The 22,316-nt window shown below is 64.6% G+C and carries 21 protein-coding genes and 1 tRNA gene; 14 read left to right on the top strand and 8 right to left on the bottom strand.

What is annotated here, in order from left to right:
* The first annotated feature begins 62 nt into the window (after positions 1–62).
* The gene (locus tag A3E77_RS10155; RefSeq protein ID WP_293645538.1) at positions 63–1,379 is read left to right on the top strand and encodes a bifunctional folylpolyglutamate synthase/dihydrofolate synthase; all 1,317 of its coding nucleotides are present in this window, start codon (positions 63–65) and stop codon (positions 1,377–1,379) included.
* 10 nt (positions 1,380–1,389) lie between these two features.
* Here A3E77_RS10155 and A3E77_RS10150 read toward each other — a convergent pair whose 3' ends face one another.
* Both A3E77_RS10150 and A3E77_RS10145 read right to left on the bottom strand, forming a co-directional pair.
* The gene (locus tag A3E77_RS10150; RefSeq protein WP_293645536.1) at positions 1,390–2,946 is read right to left on the bottom strand and encodes an AmpG family muropeptide MFS transporter; all 1,557 of its coding nucleotides are present in this window, start codon (positions 2,944–2,946) and stop codon (positions 1,390–1,392) included.
* A 105-nt stretch (positions 2,947–3,051) separates the two neighbouring features.
* Positions 3,052–3,489, bottom strand: coding sequence for a response regulator transcription factor (locus A3E77_RS10145; protein ID WP_293645534.1), 438 nt, complete (start codon positions 3,487–3,489; stop codon positions 3,052–3,054).
* 155 nt (positions 3,490–3,644) lie between these two features.
* Between A3E77_RS10145 and A3E77_RS10140 the strand changes: the two genes are divergently transcribed.
* Both A3E77_RS10140 and rsmD read left to right on the top strand, forming a co-directional pair.
* Positions 3,645–4,505: a pseudouridine synthase gene (locus A3E77_RS10140; RefSeq protein ID WP_293645532.1), complete on the top strand. Its 861-nt coding sequence runs from the start codon at positions 3,645–3,647 to the stop codon at positions 4,503–4,505.
* Positions 4,505–5,047, top strand: a complete 543-nt coding sequence (gene rsmD / locus A3E77_RS10135; RefSeq protein ID WP_293645530.1) for a 16S rRNA (guanine(966)-N(2))-methyltransferase RsmD — start codon at positions 4,505–4,507, stop codon at positions 5,045–5,047. The genes A3E77_RS10140 and rsmD overlap by 1 nt, the downstream gene beginning before the upstream one ends.
* A gap of 102 nt (positions 5,048–5,149) precedes the next feature.
* Here rsmD and A3E77_RS10130 read toward each other — a convergent pair whose 3' ends face one another.
* On the bottom strand, positions 5,150–5,728 hold the full coding sequence (locus A3E77_RS10130; protein WP_293645528.1) for a septal ring lytic transglycosylase RlpA family protein: 579 nt from the start codon (positions 5,726–5,728) through the stop codon (positions 5,150–5,152).
* Positions 5,729–5,758: 30 nt separating this feature from the next.
* On the opposite strand from A3E77_RS10130, the gene A3E77_RS10125 reads away from it, so the two are divergent.
* From A3E77_RS10125 to A3E77_RS10115, 3 genes are all read left to right on the top strand, one after another.
* On the top strand, positions 5,759–6,412 hold the full coding sequence (locus tag A3E77_RS10125) for a PspC domain-containing protein (RefSeq protein WP_293645526.1): 654 nt from the start codon (positions 5,759–5,761) through the stop codon (positions 6,410–6,412).
* A 267-nt stretch (positions 6,413–6,679) separates the two neighbouring features.
* Positions 6,680–7,351, top strand: a complete 672-nt coding sequence (locus A3E77_RS10120) for a DUF6975 family protein (protein ID WP_293645524.1) — start codon at positions 6,680–6,682, stop codon at positions 7,349–7,351.
* A 118-nt stretch (positions 7,352–7,469) separates the two neighbouring features.
* The gene (locus A3E77_RS10115; protein WP_293645522.1) at positions 7,470–8,315 is read left to right on the top strand and encodes an AAA family ATPase; all 846 of its coding nucleotides are present in this window, start codon (positions 7,470–7,472) and stop codon (positions 8,313–8,315) included.
* Between the two features lie 68 nt (positions 8,316–8,383).
* Here A3E77_RS10115 and A3E77_RS10110 read toward each other — a convergent pair whose 3' ends face one another.
* Positions 8,384–9,781, bottom strand: coding sequence for a methyl-accepting chemotaxis protein (locus A3E77_RS10110; RefSeq protein WP_293645520.1), 1,398 nt, complete (start codon positions 9,779–9,781; stop codon positions 8,384–8,386).
* A 199-nt stretch (positions 9,782–9,980) separates the two neighbouring features.
* On the opposite strand from A3E77_RS10110, the gene A3E77_RS10105 reads away from it, so the two are divergent.
* The 4 genes from A3E77_RS10105 to A3E77_RS10090 all read left to right on the top strand — a co-directional run bounded on the left by A3E77_RS10105 (position 9,981) and on the right by A3E77_RS10090 (position 15,306).
* Positions 9,981–10,862: a Rossmann-like and DUF2520 domain-containing protein gene (locus A3E77_RS10105; protein ID WP_293645518.1), complete on the top strand. Its 882-nt coding sequence runs from the start codon at positions 9,981–9,983 to the stop codon at positions 10,860–10,862.
* 16 nt (positions 10,863–10,878) lie between these two features.
* A complete protein-coding gene (locus A3E77_RS10100) occupies positions 10,879–13,185 on the top strand; it encodes an ATP-dependent helicase (RefSeq protein ID WP_293645569.1) in 2,307 nt (768 codons plus the stop codon).
* 73 nt (positions 13,186–13,258) lie between these two features.
* The gene (locus A3E77_RS10095) at positions 13,259–14,203 is read left to right on the top strand and encodes a DUF4349 domain-containing protein (RefSeq protein WP_293645516.1); all 945 of its coding nucleotides are present in this window, start codon (positions 13,259–13,261) and stop codon (positions 14,201–14,203) included.
* 53 nt (positions 14,204–14,256) lie between these two features.
* A complete protein-coding gene (locus tag A3E77_RS10090; protein ID WP_293645514.1) occupies positions 14,257–15,306 on the top strand; it encodes an aspartyl/asparaginyl beta-hydroxylase domain-containing protein in 1,050 nt (349 codons plus the stop codon).
* Positions 15,307–15,420: 114 nt separating this feature from the next.
* Here A3E77_RS10090 and A3E77_RS10085 read toward each other — a convergent pair.
* Positions 15,421–15,496 (bottom strand) — tRNA-Ala (locus A3E77_RS10085).
* Between the two features lie 99 nt (positions 15,497–15,595).
* On the opposite strand from A3E77_RS10085, the gene A3E77_RS10080 reads away from it, so the two are divergent.
* Positions 15,596–16,612 (top strand): NADP-dependent oxidoreductase, encoded by a 1,017-nt coding sequence (locus tag A3E77_RS10080; protein WP_293645512.1) that lies wholly within the window; start codon positions 15,596–15,598, stop codon positions 16,610–16,612.
* Positions 16,613–16,633: 21 nt separating this feature from the next.
* Here A3E77_RS10080 and A3E77_RS10075 read toward each other — a convergent pair whose 3' ends face one another.
* Together A3E77_RS10075 and A3E77_RS10070 are read right to left on the bottom strand one after the other, a co-directional pair.
* Positions 16,634–18,028, bottom strand: coding sequence for a DEAD/DEAH box helicase (locus tag A3E77_RS10075; RefSeq protein WP_293645510.1), 1,395 nt, complete (start codon positions 18,026–18,028; stop codon positions 16,634–16,636).
* 127 nt (positions 18,029–18,155) lie between these two features.
* Complete coding sequence (locus A3E77_RS10070; protein WP_293645508.1) at positions 18,156–18,650, bottom strand: hypothetical protein; 495 nt, start codon at positions 18,648–18,650, stop codon at positions 18,156–18,158.
* 212 nt (positions 18,651–18,862) lie between these two features.
* On the opposite strand from A3E77_RS10070, the gene A3E77_RS10065 reads away from it, so the two are divergent.
* Both A3E77_RS10065 and A3E77_RS10060 read left to right on the top strand, forming a co-directional pair.
* A complete protein-coding gene (locus tag A3E77_RS10065) occupies positions 18,863–20,287 on the top strand; it encodes an FAD-binding oxidoreductase (RefSeq protein WP_293645506.1) in 1,425 nt (474 codons plus the stop codon).
* A gap of 105 nt (positions 20,288–20,392) precedes the next feature.
* Positions 20,393–21,172: a SapC family protein gene (locus A3E77_RS10060; RefSeq protein WP_293645504.1), complete on the top strand. Its 780-nt coding sequence runs from the start codon at positions 20,393–20,395 to the stop codon at positions 21,170–21,172.
* A 79-nt stretch (positions 21,173–21,251) separates the two neighbouring features.
* Here A3E77_RS10060 and A3E77_RS10055 read toward each other — a convergent pair whose 3' ends face one another.
* Positions 21,252–21,518 carry a DUF1674 domain-containing protein gene (locus tag A3E77_RS10055; RefSeq protein WP_293645502.1) on the bottom strand — a complete coding sequence of 89 codons (267 nt, stop codon included), beginning with the start codon at positions 21,516–21,518 and terminating at the stop codon, positions 21,252–21,254.
* On the opposite strand from A3E77_RS10055, the gene A3E77_RS10050 reads away from it, so the two are divergent.
* Positions 21,517–22,316: transcription antitermination factor NusB (locus tag A3E77_RS10050; protein ID WP_293645567.1), on the top strand; the 800-nt coding region annotated here is incomplete at its 3' end. The two genes, A3E77_RS10055 and A3E77_RS10050, sit on opposite strands and share 2 nt — an antisense overlap.

Here is a 22,316-nt window from a genome sequence, read left to right as displayed (position 1 = left end):
TGGATGCCGGATCAAGTCTGGCATGACGAAGGCGAGAGAGGCCCGAAGACATAGGCTCAACAATGCCCGACCACGCCCACTCCTCGAACCCCGCGGTCCAGACCCAACTCGATCGTCTCGCCGCCTTATCGCCCGGCCGCGACATCCTCGGCCTCGAACGCATCGCCGAACTCTGCGCGCGCCTCGGCAATCCACAGCTCCAGCTCCCACGCACCTTCCATGTCGCGGGCACCAACGGCAAGGGATCGACCTGTGCCTATCTGCGCGCGATCCTCGAAGCGCAGGGGCGCTGCGTCCACAGCTACACCAGCCCGCACCTCGTCCGGTTCAACGAACGCATTCGCCTTGCCGGGACGCTGATCGACGACGCGCTGCTTGCGGCGCTGCTCGAAGAGGTGCTCGACGAAGCGGAAGGGCTGCGCGCGAGCTTCTTTGAGGTGACCACGGCCGCCGCCTTCCTTGCCTTTGCCCGCATCCCCGCCGATGACTGCATTATCGAGGTCGGGCTTGGCGGGCGGCTCGACGCCACCAACATCATCCCGCCCCCCGCGGTCGCGGGCATCGCGTCGCTCGGCATCGACCATGAGGCGTTCCTGCTCGAACCCGAAACGGGCACACCGGACGAGCCTGCGGCGCGCATCGCATGGGAAAAGGCCGGGATCATCAAGCCCGACACGCCCGTTGCGACCTTCGATTACCCCCCCCTCCTACGCGACACGATTGCCGCGAAGGTCGCCTCGGTCGGCGCCACGCTGTTCCCCGAAGGCGACGGCTGGACGATCGACACCGATGCCGAGGCTTTTCGCTGGTCGTCGAAACTGGGCTCGGTCGACGGGCCGCTGCGCCCGCGCATGGCCGGCGCGCACCAAATGCGCAACGCAGGACTGGCGATCGCAATGCTCTACCTGGCGCCCGAACCGCGGCCTGGCGACGCAGATATCGCGCGCGGCGTTGCCGCCGCCTTCTGGCCCGGCCGTATGCAGTTGCTCGGCGCGGGACCGCTCGCCGCATTGGTCCCCGATGGCACCGAAATTTGGCTCGACGGCGCGCATAACGTGGACGCTGGTCTTGCGCTGGCCCGGCGGTTTGCGGCCGAACCGCGGCGCATCCACCTGATCACCGGCATGCTGGCGAACAAGGATCCCGCGGCAATCGTCGCACCGCTGGCGGATCGCCTCGCCAGCCTGACCGTGGTCCCCGTGCCGGGGCACGAGCATCATGCGGCGGATGCCTTTGGCGCGGACGCGAGGGCAGCGGCATCGGTTGCAGACGCGCTGCGCCGGATCAGCGTCGATCCGGCGGGTGAAATTGTCCTGATCGCAGGCTCGCTCTACCTTGCAGGCGATGTGCTCGATGCCAACGGGGAGCAGCCCGCCTGAGGCCCCGTCATCAGGCGGGTTTTGTGGTGCCGCCCTTCCACGCCAGCAAGGCACCAACGGCGAAGGCGGCGATCGAAGCCGTCATGATCGACGATGCCAGTTCAAGTTGCTGCGCCAGCAGGATGCCGACCAATCCGGCAACGATCGCGGCAAAGCCGACGACGCGCCAGGCACTGACGGGCTGTCGCAACTGACGTTCGTCAACGACGGTGGTCTGCCGAATGCCCTCCCCGACATAACCCTTGCTCCACAGCAGCCAGAGTAACAGCATCCCCGGAAGGGCGGCGACCACCGTAAAGCCCCAGAACCCGACCCAGCCGAGTTTCTCTGCGACGATTCCCGCGGGCCCGGCCATGAATGTCCGCCCGACCCCGGCAAAGGACGACAGCAGCGCGAACTGGGTTGCGGTATAGGCGATGCTCGACAGGCCGGAGAGATAGGTGGCGAATACGGTCAACCCGATGCCGCTAGTCAAATTTTCGGTGACGATCGCGGCGACCAGCATCCAGTAATTGTTGCCCGTCGCGGCCAGCACCATGAACATGACGTTCGAGAACATCATCATCAGCCCCGAGACCAGCAGCGCCCGCCCCATGCCCAGCCAGAGCAGGAAGGGCGCGCCCAGCGCCGAACCGACGATCAGCGCGCCGAAACCCCACAGCTTGTTCGCCGAAATATAGTCGAGATCGGGAAATCCGAGGTCGACGATCATCGGCCCCAGCATCGTCTGCCCCATCGCATCCCCGACCTTGTAGACAAGGACAAAGCCAAGGACGAGGAACGCGCCATGGCGCGTCAGGAACTCGCGGAACGGGTTGACGACGGCCTCGGTCAGCCATTGGCCGACCTTCATCCCGGCGGCATGTTCAAACCGATCGACGAATTTACCCGGCCCGGCCCACAGCGCGCCGAGTATCGCCGGGACGATGCAAAAGGCCGTCAGGCCGTACGCGGTCGCCCAGCCAAGCCCCAACCCCTCGTTCGAGGCGAAATAGATCGTCCCGGCGCCGGCGATCAGATTGCCTGTCCGGTATCCGAACTGGTTCGTCGCGGTGCCATGCGCAAATTCATCCTCTTCAAGGATCTCGATCCGATAGGCGTCGATAACGATATCCTGCGTTGCCGACAAAAAGGCCGTGATCAACGCCCAGATGGCGAAGGTGCCGAGTTGGCCGGGTTGCGGATTGCTGGCCCCCAACTGCCAGATCGAGACGAACAGCAACGCCTGGATGAAAAACAGCCAGCCGCGCCGTTGCCCGAACGTCCTGGTCAGGAACGGTAGCGGCAATTTGTCGACGATCGGCGCCCACAGGAACTTGATCGTGTAGGGAATGCCCAGCGCAACGGCGAAGCCGATCGTCGCGGTGTCGATCCCCACCTTTGCCAGCCAGAAGGTCATCGTCGCGATCAGCAGCGTCAGCGGAAAGCCGCTCGATATGCCGAGCAGGAAGGTGATCATCGGATTTTTGCGCAGATACGGCCGAAAGGCCGGGATCGACAGCGCGACGACCGCCAATCCGCCAAGGATCGCCACAAAAATGATAAACCGAATCAGATCGACCGACATGCAGACACTCCCCGTGCATCCGCCGTGCGAATGCCATTACCCGTCGGGAAACGGCCTAGAGGCTTGGTTCCAAATTGGAAGCGGCTATTTATCGGCTGGTCGCGATCAGGCGGCGGCGGGACGCCAATAGGTTCGCAGCCCGCCGACCTTGCGGGGGGCCTCGTTCTTGCACGTCATCGATTCGACCGCGCGGAGCGCCGCGACGAGGGCGGAGGGGTTGTGCGGCTTGGCGAGGCAGGCGACGGCAATGTCGGCCGCGTCCTCGGGGCATTGCCCGGTCACCAGCAGCACCGCGATGCCGCGATCACGCGCCAGCCGGGCGACTTCGCGCCCGGTCATATTTCCCGCCAGGCCCAGGTCAAGGACCAGCGCATCAATCGGTTCGGCTGCCATGATCGGAACCGCGGCCTCACCCGAATCGACCGTCGCGACAATATCGTACCCGCTGTGTTTCAGCGTGTGTTCGTTGTCGAACGCGGTCAGCGGATCATCCTCGATGATCAACAACCGCTTGATACAGGTCGGGCGATGAGCGAAGAGCATGCAGAGTCCCTTTAACGTCGCCATGACCCGCTCTGCGCCGTCCTGCAAGATCGCTTCTGCCCGCCATCGACGAAGCGATCCTTTTCCGGCTATGAGCGTGATCATAACGCAACACTATTCCCCCTGAAAACGACACGAAAGTCGCATCCGTTCCCATGACCACTCGCCGTCCACCGCGCTCCGCTCCGAAACCCTCGAACGACCCCGGCGCCCCCCCGGGTGGTCAGCGCGGTCGCCGCGCCGCCCGCGGCGCCGCATCCGCGCTCAAGGCGAAACCGGCGGAGGCCGATCGCGAGGATGGACCGCAGCGCATCGCCAAGCTGCTCGCGCGCGCCGGGATCGGATCGCGCCGCGATGTGGAACGGATGATCGAGGAGGGCCGCATCGCGCTGAACGGCCAGGTCATCGTCCAGCCGGCCCCCTTGCTCGCCTCGATCGAAGGGCTGACCGTCGATGGCAATCCCGTCGCCAAGCCGGTCTCGACGCGCCTCTACCGCTTCCACAAGCCCGCGGGATGCATCACCGCAGCGCGCGACCCCAAGGGACGCAAGACGATCTATGACCTGTTGCCCAAGGACCTGCCCCGTCTGATGCCCGTCGGCCGCCTCGATTATAACACCGAGGGACTGTTGCTGCTGACCAACGACGGCGAATTCAAGCGCCAGCTCGAACTGCCCGCCAGCGGGGTCGAGCGCACCTACCGCGCGCGCGCCTTTGGCGACATCAGCCAGGCCCAGCTTGAAGAACTGGCGATGGGGATCGAGATCGATGGCGTTCGTTATGGCAAAATCGACGCCAATCTTGAACGCCGCACCGGCCGCAACCAGTGGGTCGAGATGACGCTGACCGAGGGCAAAAACCGCGAAGTGCGCAAGGTGCTCGAACATTTCGGGCTCCAGGTCAGCCGCCTGATCCGCACCCGCTACGGCGTGTTCGAGCTGGGCGACATGCCGCTTGGCGCGGTCGATGTCGTGCCCCGCGACGAATTGTTCAAATTCCGTCGGCACCTCGGCTGATGCGCGTCATCGCCGGCGAATGGCGCGGCCGCAAGTTGCTCGCGCCCCGAAATGACATGACGCGTCCGACCGCCGACCGGACGCGCGAGACGCTCTTCTCGATGCTGACCAGCCGCCTTGGCAGTTTCGAGGGGCTCCACGTCGCCGACCTCTTCGCCGGATCGGGCGCGCTCGGGATCGAGGCGCTGTCGCGCGGGGCCGAACAATGCCTGTTCGCCGAACAGGACAAGGATGCGCTCGATGTGCTGCGCAAGAATCTGGTGGCGCTTGACGCCAACGCGCGCGCCGACATCCGCGCCGGATCGGTGCTCGCCCTCGGTCCGGCGCGGCGCACATACGACCTGCTTATGCTCGATGCGCCTTATGATACCGGCGCGGGGAGCGTCGCCCTGGACAAGCTGAACCGTCTTGGCTGGATCGGACCCGACAGTTGGATCTCGGTCGAAACGACCCACGGCGAGGCGATCAATATCGCGGGCTTTGAAATGGATGCCGAGCGCAAGGTCGGCAAGGCAAAACTGACGCTGCTCAGACCTGCCTGAGCGTTTGTCAGCGTATCGTCGGCAGCCCCGGCCAGCTAATACCATGCCGGCCAGCGCCGGATAGACTCATGGCACCGCTTTGCCATCCTCTCGCGACTTGCTTTACGGTTCACCTCGGCGGCCCTGCGCCGCGAGTTGGGCGCGCAGCCGCTGCAATTCGCGCTCGGGGACCGGCGCAAGCGATGCCGCGGGCTTGCCCCTGCGAAGCCGATCGCGGTCCTTTTCCGACGGCTCGACGCGGCGCACGCGCACCGGCGCATGCCCCTGTTCCTTCATTCCGAGTTCTTCCGCCGCGCCGCGCGACAAGTCGATAACCCGCCCGAGCGCGAAGGGGCCGCGATCGTTCACCCGCACAATGATCCGCCGTCCGGTATCGAGCGCCGTCACCTCGACAAAGGTCGGTAGCGGCAGTGTCGTGTGCGCGGCGGTGATCCAGTCGGGACGAAACTGCTCGCCATTCGCCGTGCGGTTTCCCGACTCGCTGCCATACCAGCTCGCATACCCCATCGCGTCATAGCCGGGGGCCGCGGCGGGGACATAGGTCGTGCCGCGAATCGTGTAAGCGGGGCCGATCCGCACCGGCGCATCGGCAACGGGACGATATTTGGCCCCCGCACATGCAGAGAGCGCAAGGACCGCCAACGCGGCGCCAGCCAGTCGAATGATCCGATATTCCCGCATGGCTCGATCGTAGATGGAGCGAATGGCGAGATGAAGTCCAGAGGATTGTTGGGCATCGCGCGAGTTTGCACAGGCCGCCTGGCGCCGATCCGCTTAAATGCTGCGTCGCACAAATTTTTCGCCGATCCTCTTCAAATCTTCATATTTCACGACCAGATAGCACCCATCATCGGTGCGGCGATCTTCATCATGGGTTCAGGCGCTGCCCACCAAATGGCACACATTCCCAATGGATGGGAATCGATTCAGGATGAAGGACAGGCCGCGACGTGCGGCCGGACCGAAAAGACCCAGAATTACGTGAGATTGCGGCAATTGGCACGGCCTTTGCGATACATCCGGCATCGGCGCGGCTCGGTGCTCGCAGCCCAAGGGAAAGACAAGACAATGGACACGGAAACCACCAATCTCTTCCGCCGCCGCGACACCTTTTTCGGGATTTGCGAGGCCGTGGGTCAGGATTTCGGCTTCAACCCGCTCTACCTTCGCCTGGCATTCATCGCGCCGCTGTTCTTTTTTCCGGTGCAGAGCTTTGCCGCCTATTTCGGACTCGGGATCGTGGTGCTGGCATCGCGCCTGATCTTTCCGGCCAAGGCCACCGCGCCCGCCCAGCCCGCGCTGAGCGCGACCGAAAGCGCCGAACCGCAGCGCGAAAAGGCAGAAGAGCTCGCGCTCGCAGCCTGAGCACGACACCGCAGGACGCCCGCTCTCTTCCGCGTTCCTCAACTATTTGCGGCGCTTCCCCCGGGGCGCCGCAAACGGGGCCGGCAAGCTCTCCCCGGTGCTTGTCGGCCCCTTTCGCGCGCCAGTCGGTTGTCCCTGACTGGAACAGGACAAGGCTCAAATCAGGTGCCGCTTATAAACGTCGCGTTTACGACGTTGGCCTATGGCTGATCTTTGCAATTCCATCGGCTTGGGTCGCGCACGACCTGCCGCAGCGAGGATCAAGCGTTGAGCCCATCGACCCAGCCCAAGATGCAGACGCGCGGCGTCGCAGAACTGCTCGACGCGCTGGTTGCCAGCGACGGCACCGGCGCCCACGCTCATGTCCGTTCGGGCGCGTTGTCGAGCGGGCCGGAAGCGATGCGCAACCTGGCTGATGCCGTCCATTTCCTCTGCCTGCTCCACGGTCGCCACCCCGGGGTGATCGACAATGCCGCGCGCAAAGCCGTCGACCCCGCTTCACGCCAGTGGATGGACGAGGCGGCCGAGGCCTTCGCCGCCGAGCGCGCCTTTCTGTCGAAGATCGCATCCGCGGTCGGTCCGGTGCCGAGCACCCAGGGCCAGGCACAATGCGAAGCCGCGGTTGCCGCACAGCGAAAGGCGATCGACATGCTCGCCGAATCGGACCGTCACGGTTGCGCCGTCGGCGCGGCGATCGCGCTGACGCTCGACTGGCGGACGATCCGCGTCCTGCTCGACATCAGCGCCCAGCGGCTCGACCTTTCCCCCGCGCCTTGCACCCTGCCCGACCTGCCCGGCACCGCCCGGCTTGCCGCAAAGGTTGCCGCCACACCTGCCGTCGAACGCGCGATGCTGTTCGGTGCGCAGCAGCTGATCATGCAGCAAAGCGGCCTGTGGGACCTGATGGCGGCGCGCGCCGCCAGCCGCGCGCATCCCTGAACCCGGCCGTCGCCATCGCTTCGCGACAGGGTGGATTCGGATTGCCGCGCCCTTCGGCTTGCACCACTCCCTCGCCGCCGCTATGCCCGCTTGACGTTCACGTTAAGGGAAAGAGCCGATGCGTTTTGAAGGCACCAGCGCCTATATCGCCACCGATGACCTGAAGGTCGCGGTCAACGCCGCCACCCTGCTGCGCCGCCCGCTGCTCGTGAAAGGCGAACCCGGCACCGGCAAGACTGTGCTGGCAGAGGAAATCGCAAAGGCGTTCGACGCGCCGCTGATCACCTGGAACATCAAGTCAACCACCAAGGCCCAGCAGGGCCTGTATGAGTATGATGCGGTCGCGCGCCTTCGCGACGGCCAGCTCGGCGAAGAGCGCGTCCACGACATCCGCAACTATATTCGCAAGGGCAAATTGTGGGAGGCGTTCACCAGCCCCAAGCTGCCCGTCCTGCTGATCGACGAGATCGACAAGGCCGACATTGAATTCCCGAACGACCTGCTCCAGGAACTCGATCGCATGGCGTTCCATGTCTATGAAACCGACGAGACGGTGAGCGCGAAGGAACGCCCGATCGTCGTCATCACATCGAACAATGAAAAGGAACTGCCCGACGCCTTCCTGCGCCGCTGTTTCTTTCACTATATCAAATTCCCCGACCGCGACACGATGGCGTCGATCGTCGAGGTGCATTTTCCCGGCATCCAGAAGATGCTGGTCAGCCGCGCGATGGACATTTTCTATGAAGTCCGCGATGTGCCGGGGCTCAAGAAAAAGCCATCGACCAGCGAATTGATCGACTGGCTGAAGCTGCTGCTGAACGAGGATATGCCGCTGGAAGTGCTCCAGAACCGCGATGTCGGCAAGGCGATCCCTCCCCTGCACGGCGCGCTGCTCAAAAACGAGCAGGATGTGATGTTGTTTGAAAAGCTGGCCTTCATGGCCCGCCGCCAGGGCAGTTGATCCGATAAGCCCCAACCGGGCCGCCTATCCCGGCCACGGCGGGGGAACGCCGCTTTTATCGCCGCGTCCTAAAGCTGGTACGCCACCTCGACATCGCCCCAGCGGCGGCCGTTGATGATCGCGGGCATATAGACGTTGCGCACGGTGACATAATTGATGCCGTCGCCTTCCTGGCGATAGACCGTCATGAAATAGGGCGCGGTGCTGCGCTTGGCAGCGGCGTCGGTTTCGTCGTAGAGGATGCGGCCGTTGCGGCAATGCGCCGTGTCATGCTCCAGGTCGCCGGTCGGCGCGCGCGAGCAGTTGGTAATATGCGTCGGCAGAAAGCCGTTCATGTCACCCGCCGACGACATCTTGATCTCCGGATGCTCGGCAACGACGCGATCGAACAGCGGGCGCCAATGGGCGTCGGCCCAGTCGCACAGCGTCGTGCGGAATCGTTCGGGATTGGACCCCGGCACGCGGACATAATCGGTGTCGAACAATTGTTCCATCGTCAGCTCGCCGCGATCGACCGCGCGTTCGGCCAGCCCGACAAATTCGTCGCGCACTTGGGCCGCCAAGGCGACGATTGCCGAATCCTGCGGGCTGACGCCGGCCGAAATCACGGCGTTGAACATGCGGTTCGACACATGTTCCATCGACAGGATCGAATCGCGTGTGCCCACCAAGGTCAAACTATTGTCGCGCACCGACGTGACGACGCGGTCCAGTGCCTCGCGCACCTTTGCGCCATTCGCATGCACCATCGCGCTCGACTGTGCGATACGGTCGCTCTGATCGTCGAGCAGCGCGACGAGGTGCGTCGCATCGTGCAGCGCGTCGGTGATCGTCTCGAACTGCGCCTCGGCGCGGCTCGACTGTTCAACGCCCGACTGGATTTCCGCGACCAGTCCGCTCGCCTCGGTAGCAAGGCTGCCGATGCTGCGGCGGATTTCGTCGGTGGCGCCGCGGGTGTTCTGCGCCAGCTTTTTCACCTCGGCGGCGACGACGGCAAAGGTGCGGCCCGCATCGCCCGCGCGTTCGGCCTCGATCGCGGCATTGAGTGCGAGCATGTTCGTGGTCTTGGCGATCTGTTCGATCGACTGGCTGACCTGTTGCACCTGTTCCATCACCGCGGCGAAATTGGTGACATGCGCACCCAGCCGGGCGATCAGGTCAATGACCGAGCGAAATTCGCTGACCGCGGTGTTGACCCGTTCGGCACCGCTATCGAGCTGCTCGCACGCGCGTGCCGACAGCAATTTCGCCTCATCGGTCGAGTCGGCGATCTGCCGCTGGTCGGCCTCCAGGCTGACGACATATTCCTCCAGCCGGCCAAGTTCGCCGATCTGGCGATCCATCTGGTCGGTCGCGCGTTCGATCCGCCCGGCGGCATCGCTACACCCGACGGCCAGTTCGCCGCAGTCGCTGGCGACCGACTCGTCGAGCACCGGCGCTGCCGGATGGATCGGATCATATTTCATTGGCTTGCCCACGTCCCTGGATGATCGAAACGCTATGCCCAACATTGGTTAACGGCGGGTCAATGGGGCGCAGCCGGGGCGGCGGTTCCGGGGCGGAATATCCTTGCGGTGGCGTGGCAATGGGAGGGATGCGCGTTGGCTTCCGATCGAAAACAGACGTTCCGTTGGCAAAACAACAACCCCGCGCTACGTCGCGCCTATGACCGGCATCCCTTTCCAACAGCCCGGCGTCATCGGCGCGGGTCGCGTCGCGCAGGCGTTGGCGCTGGCATTCGTCCCCCATTCGACCCTGCCCCCGCTCATGTGGGGCCGATCGCTCGACCGGACGACCAGCGCGGCGACACGCGTCGGTGCCGTGACGGCCTCCGCGATCGATCGGCTGATGGCTGAATGCGACATCGTCGCGATCGCCGTCGCCGACGATGCCTTGGGCGATGTCGTCAACGCTCTGGTCGCCCTACCGGCGGCAAGCCGCACCCGTCTGATCTTTCATGTCAGCGGGCGCAGCGGGGCGGCGGTCCTCGAACCGCTACGCCGGGGCAGCGCACGCACCGCCGCGATCCACCCCGCGATGACCTTTACCGGCGACCCCGCGGGCGAGGTGCAGCGCATGGCGGGGGCGCATTTTGCCGTCACCGGCTCGTCCGCCGATGCGACGAAGCACGCCCAGCAGATCGTCGCGCTGATCGGCGGCTTTGCGGTCGAGATCGCCGAGGAACGACGGCCACTCTATCACGCGGCGCTCTGTCATGCGTCGAACCATCTGGTGACGCTGATCGCGGGCGCATCGCGCATATTGGAGGACGCCGGGGTCGAAGACCCGGCGGCGCTGCTCGGCCCGCTCGTTCGCGCGGCGCTCGAAAACAGTCTTGCGATGGGCTTTGCCGGATTATCGGGACCACTTTTGCGCGGCGATGCCCGGACCATTGGCGAGCATCTGAATATGCTGGCGGCGCAAAGCCCCGACACGCTGCCCGCCTATCGCGCCATGGCGCGCGCAACGCTGGCCGAGCTGAAACGCGGCGAAACCACGCCCTCTACCCGCCTCACTGCACTGGACAGCCTGCTCGCTGTTCCCTAATCGTTCGCGCGTGAACATGCCCCCCATCTCGACCCCCGACCTGACCCGTCCCGACCCGTCGGACCCACCCTATCTGCAAGGATTGAACGGTCCGCAGCGGCAGGCGGTGCTGACCACCGAAGGCCCGGTGCTGATGCTCGCGGGCGCGGGCACAGGCAAAACCGCGGCGCTGACCGCACGCCTTGCGCATATCATCGCGACGCGACGCGCCTGGCCTTCCGAGATTCTTGCCGTCACCTTTACCAACAAGGCGGCACGCGAAATGCGCGAACGCATCGGCCGGATGATCGGCGATGCGGTCGAGGGGATGCCCTGGCTTGGCACCTTTCACAGCATTGCGGCCAAGATGTTGCGCCGTCATGCCGAACTGGTGGGCTTGCAGAGCAATTTCACCATCCTCGACACCGACGACCAGCTGCGTGTCCTGAAACAGTTGATCCAGGCCGAAGGGCTCGACGAGAAACGCTGGCCCGCGCGCCAGCTTGCCGGGCTGATCGACAAATGGAAGAACCGTGGGCTGACCCCCGCCGACCTCGATGCCGCCGACAAGGAATCCTATGCCGACGGCAAGGGCCAGCATTTCTATGCACTGTATCAGGCGCGACTGAAGACGCTGAATGCCTGTGATTTCGGCGATCTACTCCTCCACATGCTGGTCATATTGAAGACCCACCGCGATGTGCTCGAACAATATCAGGCGCGTTTCAAATATGTCCTCGTCGACGAATATCAGGACACCAACGCCAGCCAGTATTTGTGGCTGCGCCTGCTCGCGCAGGCGCGCAAGAATATCTGCTGCGTCGGCGACGACGATCAATCAATCTATTCATGGCGCGGCGCCGAGGTGGCGAATATCCTGCGCTTTGAAAAGGATTTCCCCGGTGCGACCGTCATCCGCCTCGAACAAAATTACCGCTCGACCCCGCAGATCCTCGCCGCCGCATCGGCGCTGATCGCACAGAATAGCGATCGACTGGGCAAGACGCTGTGGACCGACCTCGAACCCGGCGACAAGCTTCGCGTCGTCGGTGTGTGGGACGGCCCCGAAGAGGCACGCCGGATCGGCGAGGAGCTGGAGACACTCCAGCACCGCCGCGTGTCGTTGGACCGCACCGCAATTCTCGTCCGTGCGCAATTCCAGACGCGCGAGTTCGAGGACCGCTTCATCGCGATCGGCATGCCTTATCGCATCGTCGGCGGCTTTCGATTTTACGAGCGCGCCGAGATCCGCGATGCGCTCGCCTATCTGCGGCTCGTGCAGTCGGCGGCCGACGACCTGGCTTTCGAGCGCATCGTCAACGTCCCCAAACGCGGGCTTGGCGACAAGGCGCTTGCGCGCATCCACCAGTTCGCAAGGGCCGAACAGGCGCCGCTGTTCCACGCCGCATCGCGGATCACCGAAACCGACGAGCTGACCCCGCAGGCGCGCCGCCAACTCGCCAATTTTGTTGCACAGATGCGGAATTGGCAGGCCAAGGCAAACGCGCTGTCGCATCCCGAGCTGACGCAGCTGATCCTCGACGAGTCGGGCTATACCGCGATGCTCCAGGCCGACCGCAGCGCAGAGGCTGCGGGCCGGCTCGAAAACCTGTCCGAACTCGTCCGCGCGATGGAAGAGTATGAATCGCTTGAGGCTTTCCTCGAACATGTCAGCCTCGTGATGGACCGCGACAATGACGATCAGACCGAGACGGTGACGATCATGACGATCCACGCCGCCAAGGGGCTGGAATTCGACCATGTGTTCCTCGCCGGATGGGAAGACGGCGTGTTTCCGTCGCAGCGGTCGATGGACGAAGGCGGGATCGCCAGCCTGGAGGAAGAACGCCGCCTGGCTTATGTCGCGATCACCCGCGCCCGGCAGCGCGCGAGCATCTATCACGCCGCAAACCGCCGCATCTACGGTCAGTGGATGAGCAGCATTCCCAGCCGCTTCATCGCCGAAATCCCGCCCGAACATGTCGATAGCGAAAACAGCTTTGGCGGCGGGCAAAGCCTGTGGCGAGCGAACTGGTCGGCGCAGGGCGACCCCTTTGCGCATGTCGCGGAACGCCAGCCTGCACGCACGATGACGCGCGGACCGGCATGGCAGCGGGCCATGGCGACCTCGACGACGGTCACCCGCGCCCCCGCCCCTTCCGAGCGCAGCCCCGCCGCGTCGATCGGCGCCAAGGCGCGCGCCGACCTCGCGGTCGGGATGCGCGTCTTTCACGAAAAATTCGGTTACGGCGAAATCACCGATATCGACGGCAACAAGCTTGAGGTCGAGTTTGACCAGGCAGGATCGAAAAGGGTGCTCGACAGCTTCGTCAAGCTCGCCTGAAATAGATTGTCTACTCTTTCAATAATGATATGTCATTACGTGCGACCGCGAGTCGCATGTTGGGAGAGACTTCATGAAAACCAAGCTCTTAGCGGGCGCGATGGCGCTCGCCCTGATCGGCTGCTCGGAAAATAAATCCGAAGCCCTAAGAGAAGCGCCCGCCTATGACATGGCCCCCGTCGATGTATCGGAATCGGCGTCGACCCGCGCCATTCCGGCCCCGGATGCCGCTCCCCCGCTCGAAATGCGCAGTCCCAATATCAGCATCACATCCGCGCCCGGCGTTGCCTTCAACTATTCCTATGCGTTCCGGCTCGACGATAACCAAATTGCCAAGGTGCAGGAGGACCATGCCGCAGCATGCGAAGCGCTAGGCACCAATCGTTGCCGCATTGCGGGCATGAGTTATCGGCTGGTGCGCGAGAACGAGGTCGAAGCGCAGCTGCTGTTCAAACTCGATCCGGCGATCGCCCGCAAATTCGGCCGCGATGCGCTCGCCAGTGTCGAAAAGGCCGAGGGCGTGCTCGCGGCGACACGGATCAGCGGCGAAGATGTCGGAACGCAGATCAGCGACTCACAGCGCCGCAGCGCCGACCTCAACAGCGAAATCACGCGCCTCGAAACGCGGCTCAGACAGGGCGGTCTCGGTGACCGCGAGCGGGCCGAACTGCAACAGCAGGTCGCAGGAATGCGCCGGCAAATCGACGGCGAACGCGACGCGCGCAGGACCGGCGAGGCGATGCTCGCCACGACACCGATGCAATTCGACTATGTCGGCACCGGCGGTCTCCCCGGAATCGGTTATGGCAATCCGTTCAGCGACGCACTGAACATGCTCGTCCACAGCGGCGGGGTCATGTTGTCGTTCATCCTTGTCGTCGGGGCGGCCGTACTGCCCTGGGCCGCACTCTTTGCGCTGTTGCTGATCATCTGGCGGACCACGCTGGTCCGTGGGGTGCGGGCGTGGCTTCGCGGCACGGCGAAACCGGCAGCAGCCGCGCCGCCTGCCGAAGCCTGAGGCACGCGGGGCGCCCGCTTGCAATGGTGTGACGCCCCGTTATGGCTGGAACCATGACGGGGCAGGCAACATGGCTGGACCAGGCGCGCGACGCGCATCGACGCGGCGATGTCGCGGCCGAAACGGCCGCGCTCAATGCCGCGATCCGCGCCGATCGCGGCAATATTGCGGCGTTGCTCGCCATGGCCGAACTCAAGCGCCGCATCGCCGACGACCGCGCGGCGGGCAGTTTCTATCGCCTCGCGCTCGGCACCGCAGCGCAGGCCCGCGGCGTCCCGCCCGCGCTTCACCCCGGCCTCCAGCGCGCCGAACAATTTATTGTGGCGACCGACCGGGCTTTTGCCGATCACCTGCTCGACAGATTGCGCGGCGCAGGAATCGATGCCGCCAATGCCGCGCCACGCGTCGCCGCGGCGCTTCATATGCTCGCGGGTGAACAGCCGCTCTATCTCCAGCAACCGAGCATGTTCTACTTTCCCGGCCTCGTGCAGCGCCCCTTTTTCGAGCGCGCCGATTTTGACTGGGTCGAAGAGGTCGAGGCCGCCGTACCCGCGATCCGCGCCGAGTTGCTGGCGCTGGTCGACAATGCCGCCGATCGGTTCGGCCCTTATGTGACCGCCGATCCGGACCGCCCGCCGCCGAACAACCCGCTGCTCGACAAATCCGACTGGGGCGCTGCCTGGCTGTGGAAGAATGGCGCCGTCGCCGATGGGATGGATGCCCTCTGCCCCGCCACGCTCGCGGCGCTCGCGCTGGCGCCGCAGCCGGTGATCCCCGGCCGGGCCCCGATTGCGCTTTTCTCCCGCCTTGCCCCGGGCACGCATATCCAGCCGCACCACGGGCTGCTCAACACACGGCTGATCTGCCATCTCCCGCTCGTCGTTCCCGATGGTTGCGGCCTGCGCGTCGGCGCCGAAACGCGAAGCTGGTGCGAGGGCGAGATGCTGATCTTTGACGACAGTTTCGAGCATGAGGCGTGGAACCGCGGGGCCAGCGACCGCACGATCCTGTTGTTCGAGATATGGCGCCCCGACATCGACGCCGACGAACGCGCGCAATTGACGCGCATCTTTTCAGAGATCGACACCTACGGCGAACAATAGGCACGCGGCCGTTCACCGTGACGGCGGCATTTACCGGATTTGTGAAGCAACCGCGCAAGCCTGACCGCTAGGCCTCGCGGCTCGATCATGGGAGTATCCGCGGGAAAAGGTCGCTGGTGGAGCCGAGGGGAATCGAACCCCTGACCTCTGCAGTGCGATTGCAGCGCTCTCCCATCTGAGCTACGGCCCCGCGACGGGCGGGGTCTTAACGACACTGTCTGGCAGTGGCAACGGCTTTTCTGTCCTTTGTCGCCGCCACCGGGCGAAATTGAGGAATGGGGGGATTCCGATGGCCGAGGCATGGCATTTGACCAGTCGTCCGCAGGGGCTGCCGACGATGGATAATTTCGCGCTGCGTGAACTCCCCGATACGCCGCTCGACAAGGATCAGCTGCGTGTGCGCAACCTGTGGCTGTCGGTGGATCCCTATATGCGTGGGCGAATGAACGACGCCAAAAGCTATGCGGCAAGCTTCCAGATCGACCAGCCGATGACCGGGGGAGCGATCGGCGAGGTTATCGAAAGCAGCATGGAAGGTTTCGCGCCCGGTGACATCATCCTTCACATGGGCGGATGGCGCGATGGCGGCGTCATCGGACTGGACATGATGCCCAACAAATTGCCCGTCGAGACGCTGGCCGCGGGCATGACCCCGCAAACCTTCCTGCACAACATGGGCCTGACCGGCGGCACTGCCTGGATCGGCCTGCTTCGCGTCGCGAGCGCACGTCCGGGCGACACGCTGTTCGTATCGGCGGCGGCGGGCGCCGTCGGGTCCGCGGTCGTCCAGATCGCCAAGGCGCGCGAAATGACGGTCATCGGTTCGGCTGGCGGTGCGGAGAAATGCGCCTGGGTCGACGATCTCGGCGCAGATGCGATGATCGATTACAAGGCGGGGGCCGTCCTGCCGCAGCTTGCCGCCGCGCTCGACCGCCTCGGCAAACCCGGTATCGACGTCTATTTCGACAATGTCGGCGGCGAACATCTCGACGCGGCCTTTGCGACCGCCAATGATTTCGCGCGCTTCGCGATCTGCGGCATGATCGACGTCTATAACGACGGAAAGGCGCAAGAGATGAAATATCTGATCCGGTCGATCCCGGCGCGCATCCGCATGGAAGGTTTTATCTACACCGACCAGTTCATCGAGTGCATGGAGGAATTTTATGCCGACATGGGCGGGCTGATCGCCAGCGGAGCGGTGACGATGCGCGAAACCGTGCACGACGGACTGGAATCCGCCCCGGAAGCCTTCCTCGGCCTGTTTTCCGGGGGCAATATCGGAAAGATGCTGGTCAGGCTCTGACCGGCATCGACCAGCGGCGCGTCAGCTGCCGAAACCGACCGACAGGAAACCCGGCATCGGGCCGTTCCAGCCGTCGTCGGGCGCGTCGAGATCGTCCTGTTTCGGCTTGCGATCTTCGCGCGGTTTGCGATCGTCGCGCGGGGGCTTTGCCGGCCGCGCTTCGGCGGTCGCGGGTGCCTTGTCGGACTTGCTCTCGGCTTTCGCCGCACCCTTGCCGCGCCCAGCGCGCGCGGGGCGGCCGCGGCGCGGCTCGCTCGCTTCGTCGGCACCGCGGTCGGGCTTGGCGGTATCAGTCGTCGATGCACCGCCGCCATGGACGGGAATGGTGTAGCCGGTCAGTTTCTGGATATTGTCGATCGCCTCGTCGTCCGACGGCGTCGCCAGTGTGAAGGCACGGCCCTTGGCGCCCGCACGGCCGGTACGACCGATGCGGTGGACATAATCGTCGGGGTGCCACGGTGCGTCGAAATTGAAGACGTGACTGACCCCCTTGACGTCCAGACCGCGCGCCGCGACGTCGGACGCCACCAGGATGTTGATCGTGCCGGCCTTGAATCGGTCAAGTTCCGCCGTGCGGCTCGACTGGTCCATATCGCCCTGAATTTCCCCGGCCTTGTAACCGTAGCGCTGGAGCGATTTTGCAAGTTCACGCACCGTCGTCTTGCGGTTGCAGAAGATGATCGCGGTGTGGATATCCTCGGCCTCGATCAGGCTGCGCAGCGTATCGCGCTTACTGCGTTCTGACGTCTTCACCACAAATTGTTCGATATTTTCGTTGCGGCTCGCCGGACGCGCGACTTCGACCGTCTTCGGGTTCGACAGGAACTTGTCGGCCAGTTTCTTGATCGGCGGCGGCATCGTGGCGGAAAACAGCAAAGTCTGCCGATTCGCAGGCAGTTTGGTGCAGATATTCTCGATATCGGGAATGAACCCCATATCGAGCATCCGGTCGGCCTCGTCGATCACGAGCAGATTACATCCGGTGAGCAGGATCTTGCCGCGCTCGAAAAGGTCCATCAGACGGCCGGGGGTGGCGATGAGGACGTCGACGCCCTTTTCCAGCGCCTTCACCTGATCGCCCATCTGTACGCCACCGATCAGCAGTGCCATCGACAGCTTGTGGTACTTGCCATATTTTTCAAAGTTTTCAGCGACTTGCGCAGCCAGTTCGCGTGTTGGCGCAAGGATCAGCGAGCGTGGCATCAGCGCGCGCGCGCGGCCGTGGGCCAAGATGTCGATCATCGGCAGCACGAAGGAAGCGGTCTTTCCTGTCCCGGTCTGGGCGATGCCAATGATGTCGCGCATCATCAGGACCGAGGGGATGACGCCGGCCTGGATCGGCGTCGCTTCGTCATAGCCCGACTCGTCGATGGCGCGTAAAAGTTCGTCGGAAAGGCCGATCTCGGCAAATTTCATAGGATTATCATGTCCGGAAAAAGAGTGGCGCCCTGCCTCCCACGCAGGCGGGCGTTGCCGCCGCCATTGGGGAAAGGACGGCCAAAAGTCAAGGAAAGTCCGAGTGAAACGCGATGGGGCCAGGCCCCTAATCGTCGTCGCGGACGGGAACCATCAGGCGAAACTTGTCGATCTCGCATTTTGCGCCGGTGCGGGCGTGAATCTCGTCCCGATCTTCGCAAAGCCGCCCGTCCTTGCTGCCCTGCATGTAGAAGCCGGCGTAGAAATCGAGCGCGCGGCACCCGCGGTTGAGCTGCGCCCGCAGCCGCTGCTTCTGCCGGGTTATGATGTCGATACTGTCACGCTGGACCGCCTGCATCCCCAATATGTTGCGCATCGCGATGCATTTGGGGGCTTTTTTTTCTTTCCAGACGATCGGCAATTCGGTGGCACGCCGCGACGGCGACGGCCCTGCGGCGAAATTGTTGAGCGGCGACCGCTGGGCGGGAACGCGGATGATCAGTTGCTGCTCGATCACCACCTGCCAAAAAGACGACATCTGATCGGTCGTCGGCGCGCCAACCGCAACCAACGGTTCGGGGACGGCGACGGGCGTCGCCGCATCGGCCGCCGGCGCAGCCATGATCCACAGGAAAGCCCCCGTCAGCACAACCGCGCTATCGCTCCTCCGGCGTCCTCACATTGGAAATTGCTCACCCGTGGCTCCTGCGTCCATCCCGCTGGACGAAATCATCCTATTCGTCCATCGCCCCATTTAACAACAATGATTGAACATCAAATGAACTGCCGCGGCGCCACCAAAGGCCGCGAAAGACATTTCCGGATTGGAACGGCATGACGCGCCCGCCATCTTCATCGCTGCTCGATGGGCTTGCAAATTTGCTCGGACCCAAGGGCTATAGCGCCGACGTCGACGAGATGGCGCCGTGGCTGACCGATTGGCGCGGCAAATATCATGGCCGCGCGGCCGCCATGCTGTCCCCCGCCACCACCGAAGAGGTCGCCGCCATCGTGCGCCTTTGCCGCAATGCCCACGTCGCGCTGGTCCCGCAAGGCGGCAACAGCGGCATGGTCGGCGGCGCAACGCCCGACGCGAGCGGCGACCAGTTGCTGCTCAGCCTGCGGCGCATGAACCGCGTCCGCCATATCGACGCGGCGGCAGGCCTGGCCGTCGCCGAAGCGGGCGTGGTGCTCGAAACTTTCCACGAGGCCGCGCTCACCCACCACCTGCGCTTTCCGCTGACGCTCGGTGGCAAGGGGTCGGCGACGATCGGCGGGCTGGTGTCGACCAACGCGGGCGGGACGCAGGTGCTGCGCCACGGCACGATGCGCGCGCTGGTGGCCGGGATCGAGGCTGTGCTGCCCGACGGCAACATCTTTGACGGGCTGGCACCGCTCAAAAAGGACAATCGCGGTTATGACCTGCGGCACCTTCTGTGCGGTGCCGAAGGAACGTTAGGGATCGTCACCGCTGCGTGTCTCCAGCTTGTTCCCGCCGCCGCCGCGCGGCGCACGGCGTGGATCGGCGTCGATTCGCCCGAAACCGCACGGCTCCTCCTGCGCCGCCTCGATACCGCGATCGGGCGCGAACTCGAAGGATTCGAGCTGATCCCGCACGCCTGCCTCGACGCCGTGCTGCGCCACATCCCTCAAACGCGCGCGCCGCTCGCCGCGGCGCAGCCCTGGTATGTGCTCGTCGAGCTGGCGGGGGGCAGCGACCAAGCGCTGGGCGACGCACTGGAACAGCAACTCGCCGCCGCGCTGGATGCGGGGTTGGTCGGCGATGTCGTGATCGCGAAAAGCGACCGCGAAAGCGAAGGTTTCTGGCGGCTGCGCGATTCGATTTCGGAGGCGGAGCGTGCCGAAGGCCCGGCGCTTCAGCATGACGTCAGCGTGCCGGTCGATCTGATGCCCGCGTTCATCGCCGAAAACCCGCTCCGGCTGGACCACGCTTTTCCGGGGGCGCGGGCCTTGTCGTTCGGCCACCTCGGAGACGGCAACGTCCATCATCATGTCCAGCCGCCGCTGGGCGCCGACGGCGCGGCGTGGATTGCGCAGCACGGCACAGAGGTCAGCCGCCTCGTCTACGCGCATGTGCTCGAGCTGGGCGGGTCGATTTCGGCAGAACATGGTATCGGCCAGATGAAGCGCGACGTCCTTGCGGAGCTCGATAGCCCGGCGCGGCTGGCGGCGCTGCGCGGGGTCAAGGCGGGGCTCGACCCGGCCGGCATCTTCAATCCCGGCAAGCTTATCGCCTGAAACGCCCTCCACCGGGCACCGACGCCCCCTTGCGCCACGCGGCGCGGGTCAATAAGGCGCTTTATCTTTTTCGTCCCGCCTGCGGGACCCTACCGGAGTTCAATCATGGCCACTGCGCCCGCACCTGCCAACCTGCCGCTGTTTTACAAGGACCTCGCTCCGCTTTCGAGCGTCGACCATGCGGACTTCCATGCCCGCCCGCTTGAAAACGCCGAATTTCTGGTCGGACAGCACGCGATCCCGCTGACGTCGGACGAATTTGTGTCGGCCTGCCGCTTTTTCCCGATCGTGTTTTCGGCGGGCGACAATCCGGTTCCGCTGGCCCTGATGGGCCTTAACGAGGGCATCAACACCTTCGTCGACGACGAAGGCAAGCTGATCAATCCGGTCTACGTCCCGGCCTATGTCCGTCGCTATCCCTTCCTGCTTGCCCGTCTTCAGCCCGATTCGGAGGAATTGTCGCTGTGCTTCGACCCCACGTCGGGCGCCCTTGGCAAATTCGACGAAGGCGATGCGCTGTTCGTCGACGGCCAGCCGTCCGAACAGGTTCAGGCCGTCCTGGAGTTCTGCAAGAATTTCGAGGAAGCGGGCCAGCGTACCGGCATGTTCATGGAAGAGCTGAAAAAGGCCGATCTGCTGATGGACGGTGAAGTCGCGATCCAGCAGGAAGGCAATGACAAGCCCTATATCTATCGCGGTTTCCAGATGGTCGATGAAAACAAGCTGCGCGAACTGCGCGGCGACGTGCTGCGCAAGCTGATGCAGAACGGCATTCTCGCCCTGATTTTCGCGCACCTATTCTCGTTGCAGTTGATGCGCGAAGTGTTTGCGGAACAGGTCAAGAGCGGCAAAATGCCGCTCAACGCCGAGCTGCCAACCGCCTGAGCCAAATCAAAACCCGGGTCGCCCAGTCTTCGGTATGGGCGGCCCGGCTTGGCGCGCGATCGCGCCCCTGACGGCCGCGTCAGAAATCGACCGCGATCCCTTTCAGCTCCCAATCGCCGTAGCGCACGGGATTGCGTCCGCCGGGCTGGTCCTCCGCCTTGTCTTCGCGGATCGACGCGGGCGGCGGCAGCGTGCTGGCCGTCCACCCCGCGGGCGCCCTTAGGTGCGGGGGGCGCTTTACAGCGCGCGGTGTTCCGCCGATGGTCGTGTTCTGGATGCTGTCGGTCATGATATGCACCACATAGGATTTTTCATGCGTCACGCCAACCACGCCGTTGCCCGTCATGGCTGACCGCCATCCACCCCGGCGTCGGCGACCTGTCGGCGCGGCCGATCCCGCGGGAACGGCGACGCGGCGGGCCGCCTTGCGGTTGATCGACGCCATCCTGCGGCGCGGCGATCCGCTCGATGTGGCGATGCACGCAGCGGCGCAGGGCCTGGGCGGTGCCGACCGCGCGTTCGCGATCGCCATCGCGTCGGAAACGCTGCGCTGGATGGTCGACATCGACGCGCTGATTGACGGCGCAACAGCACAAATCCTGCCCGACGACGTCAAATCGCGCACCGTCCTGCGGATCGCGCTGGCGCAGCTGCTGGTGCTCAAAAGCCCCGGCCATGCCGTGGTATCGACGGCCCTGCCGCTCGTCGATGGGGGGCCGCGCCGCCTGGTGCACGCCATCCTCTCTCGCGCACAGCAAGAGGAATGGCAGCTTCCAGATCGCGCCACCCTGCCGCTTGCCACCGCCGAACGCTGGGCCGAGCAATGGGACCTGAAGATGGTCGAAGCCGCCGAGGCGATCTGGAGCGCGCCGCCGCCGATCGACCTTAGCTTCGCCAGCGAACCTGGTGCCGATGAATGGCCTGACGCAGTTTCGCTCGCCCCTCGCCATCGCCGCCTGCCGCGCGGTCAGGCGGTCGAAACGATGCCGGGCTATGGCGAAGGCGGCTGGTGGGTACAGGACCTGGCGGCAAGCCTGCCGGCGCGCCTGTTCGGGCCGGGCCAAGGCCGCACTGCGCTCGACCTGTGCGCGGCGCCCGGCGGCAAGACAATGCAACTCGCAGCGGCGGGCTGGAATGTCGTCGC

Origin of the sequence: Sphingopyxis sp. RIFCSPHIGHO2_12_FULL_65_19, assembly GCF_001830555.1 — a bacterium.
Taxonomy (GTDB): domain Bacteria; phylum Pseudomonadota; class Alphaproteobacteria; order Sphingomonadales; family Sphingomonadaceae; genus Sphingopyxis.
Note: the sequence above shows the minus strand (reverse complement) of the source record. Positions and strands in the feature narration are given on the sequence as shown.

What these genes read in the sequence shown, in the direction of transcription:
- A3E77_RS10150 (WP_293645536.1), bottom strand. Translation starts at nt 2,946, where the DNA reads ATGTCGGTCGATCTGATTCGGTTTATCATTTTTGTGGCGATCCTTGGC.
- A3E77_RS10110 (WP_293645520.1), bottom strand. Translation starts at nt 9,781, where the DNA reads ATGAAATATGATCCGATCCATCCGGCAGCGCCGGTGCTCGACGAGTCG.
- A3E77_RS10075 (WP_293645510.1), bottom strand. Translation starts at nt 18,028, where the DNA reads ATGAAATTTGCCGAGATCGGCCTTTCCGACGAACTTTTACGCGCCATC.
- A3E77_RS10130 (WP_293645528.1), bottom strand. Translation starts at nt 5,728, where the DNA reads ATGCGGGAATATCGGATCATTCGACTGGCTGGCGCCGCGTTGGCGGTC.
- A3E77_RS10065 (WP_293645506.1), top strand. Translation starts at nt 18,863, where the DNA reads ATGACGCGCCCGCCATCTTCATCGCTGCTCGATGGGCTTGCAAATTTG.
- A3E77_RS10070 (WP_293645508.1), bottom strand. Translation starts at nt 18,650, where the DNA reads ATGGCTGCGCCGGCGGCCGATGCGGCGACGCCCGTCGCCGTCCCCGAA.
- A3E77_RS10115 (WP_293645522.1), top strand. Translation starts at nt 7,470, where the DNA reads ATGCGTTTTGAAGGCACCAGCGCCTATATCGCCACCGATGACCTGAAG.
- A3E77_RS10055 (WP_293645502.1), bottom strand. Translation starts at nt 21,518, where the DNA reads ATGACGGGCAACGGCGTGGTTGGCGTGACGCATGAAAAATCCTATGTG.
- A3E77_RS10105 (WP_293645518.1), top strand. Translation starts at nt 9,981, where the DNA reads ATGACCGGCATCCCTTTCCAACAGCCCGGCGTCATCGGCGCGGGTCGC.
- A3E77_RS10080 (WP_293645512.1), top strand. Translation starts at nt 15,596, where the DNA reads ATGGCCGAGGCATGGCATTTGACCAGTCGTCCGCAGGGGCTGCCGACG.
- A3E77_RS10095 (WP_293645516.1), top strand. Translation starts at nt 13,259, where the DNA reads ATGAAAACCAAGCTCTTAGCGGGCGCGATGGCGCTCGCCCTGATCGGC.
- A3E77_RS10145 (WP_293645534.1), bottom strand. Translation starts at nt 3,489, where the DNA reads ATGCTCTTCGCTCATCGCCCGACCTGTATCAAGCGGTTGTTGATCATC.
- A3E77_RS10155 (WP_293645538.1), top strand. Translation starts at nt 63, where the DNA reads ATGCCCGACCACGCCCACTCCTCGAACCCCGCGGTCCAGACCCAACTC.
- A3E77_RS10140 (WP_293645532.1), top strand. Translation starts at nt 3,645, where the DNA reads ATGACCACTCGCCGTCCACCGCGCTCCGCTCCGAAACCCTCGAACGAC.
- A3E77_RS10100 (WP_293645569.1), top strand. Translation starts at nt 10,879, where the DNA reads ATGCCCCCCATCTCGACCCCCGACCTGACCCGTCCCGACCCGTCGGAC.
- A3E77_RS10125 (WP_293645526.1), top strand. Translation starts at nt 5,759, where the DNA reads ATGAAGTCCAGAGGATTGTTGGGCATCGCGCGAGTTTGCACAGGCCGC.
- A3E77_RS10060 (WP_293645504.1), top strand. Translation starts at nt 20,393, where the DNA reads ATGGCCACTGCGCCCGCACCTGCCAACCTGCCGCTGTTTTACAAGGAC.
- rsmD (WP_293645530.1), top strand. Translation starts at nt 4,505, where the DNA reads ATGCGCGTCATCGCCGGCGAATGGCGCGGCCGCAAGTTGCTCGCGCCC.
- A3E77_RS10090 (WP_293645514.1), top strand. Translation starts at nt 14,257, where the DNA reads ATGACGGGGCAGGCAACATGGCTGGACCAGGCGCGCGACGCGCATCGA.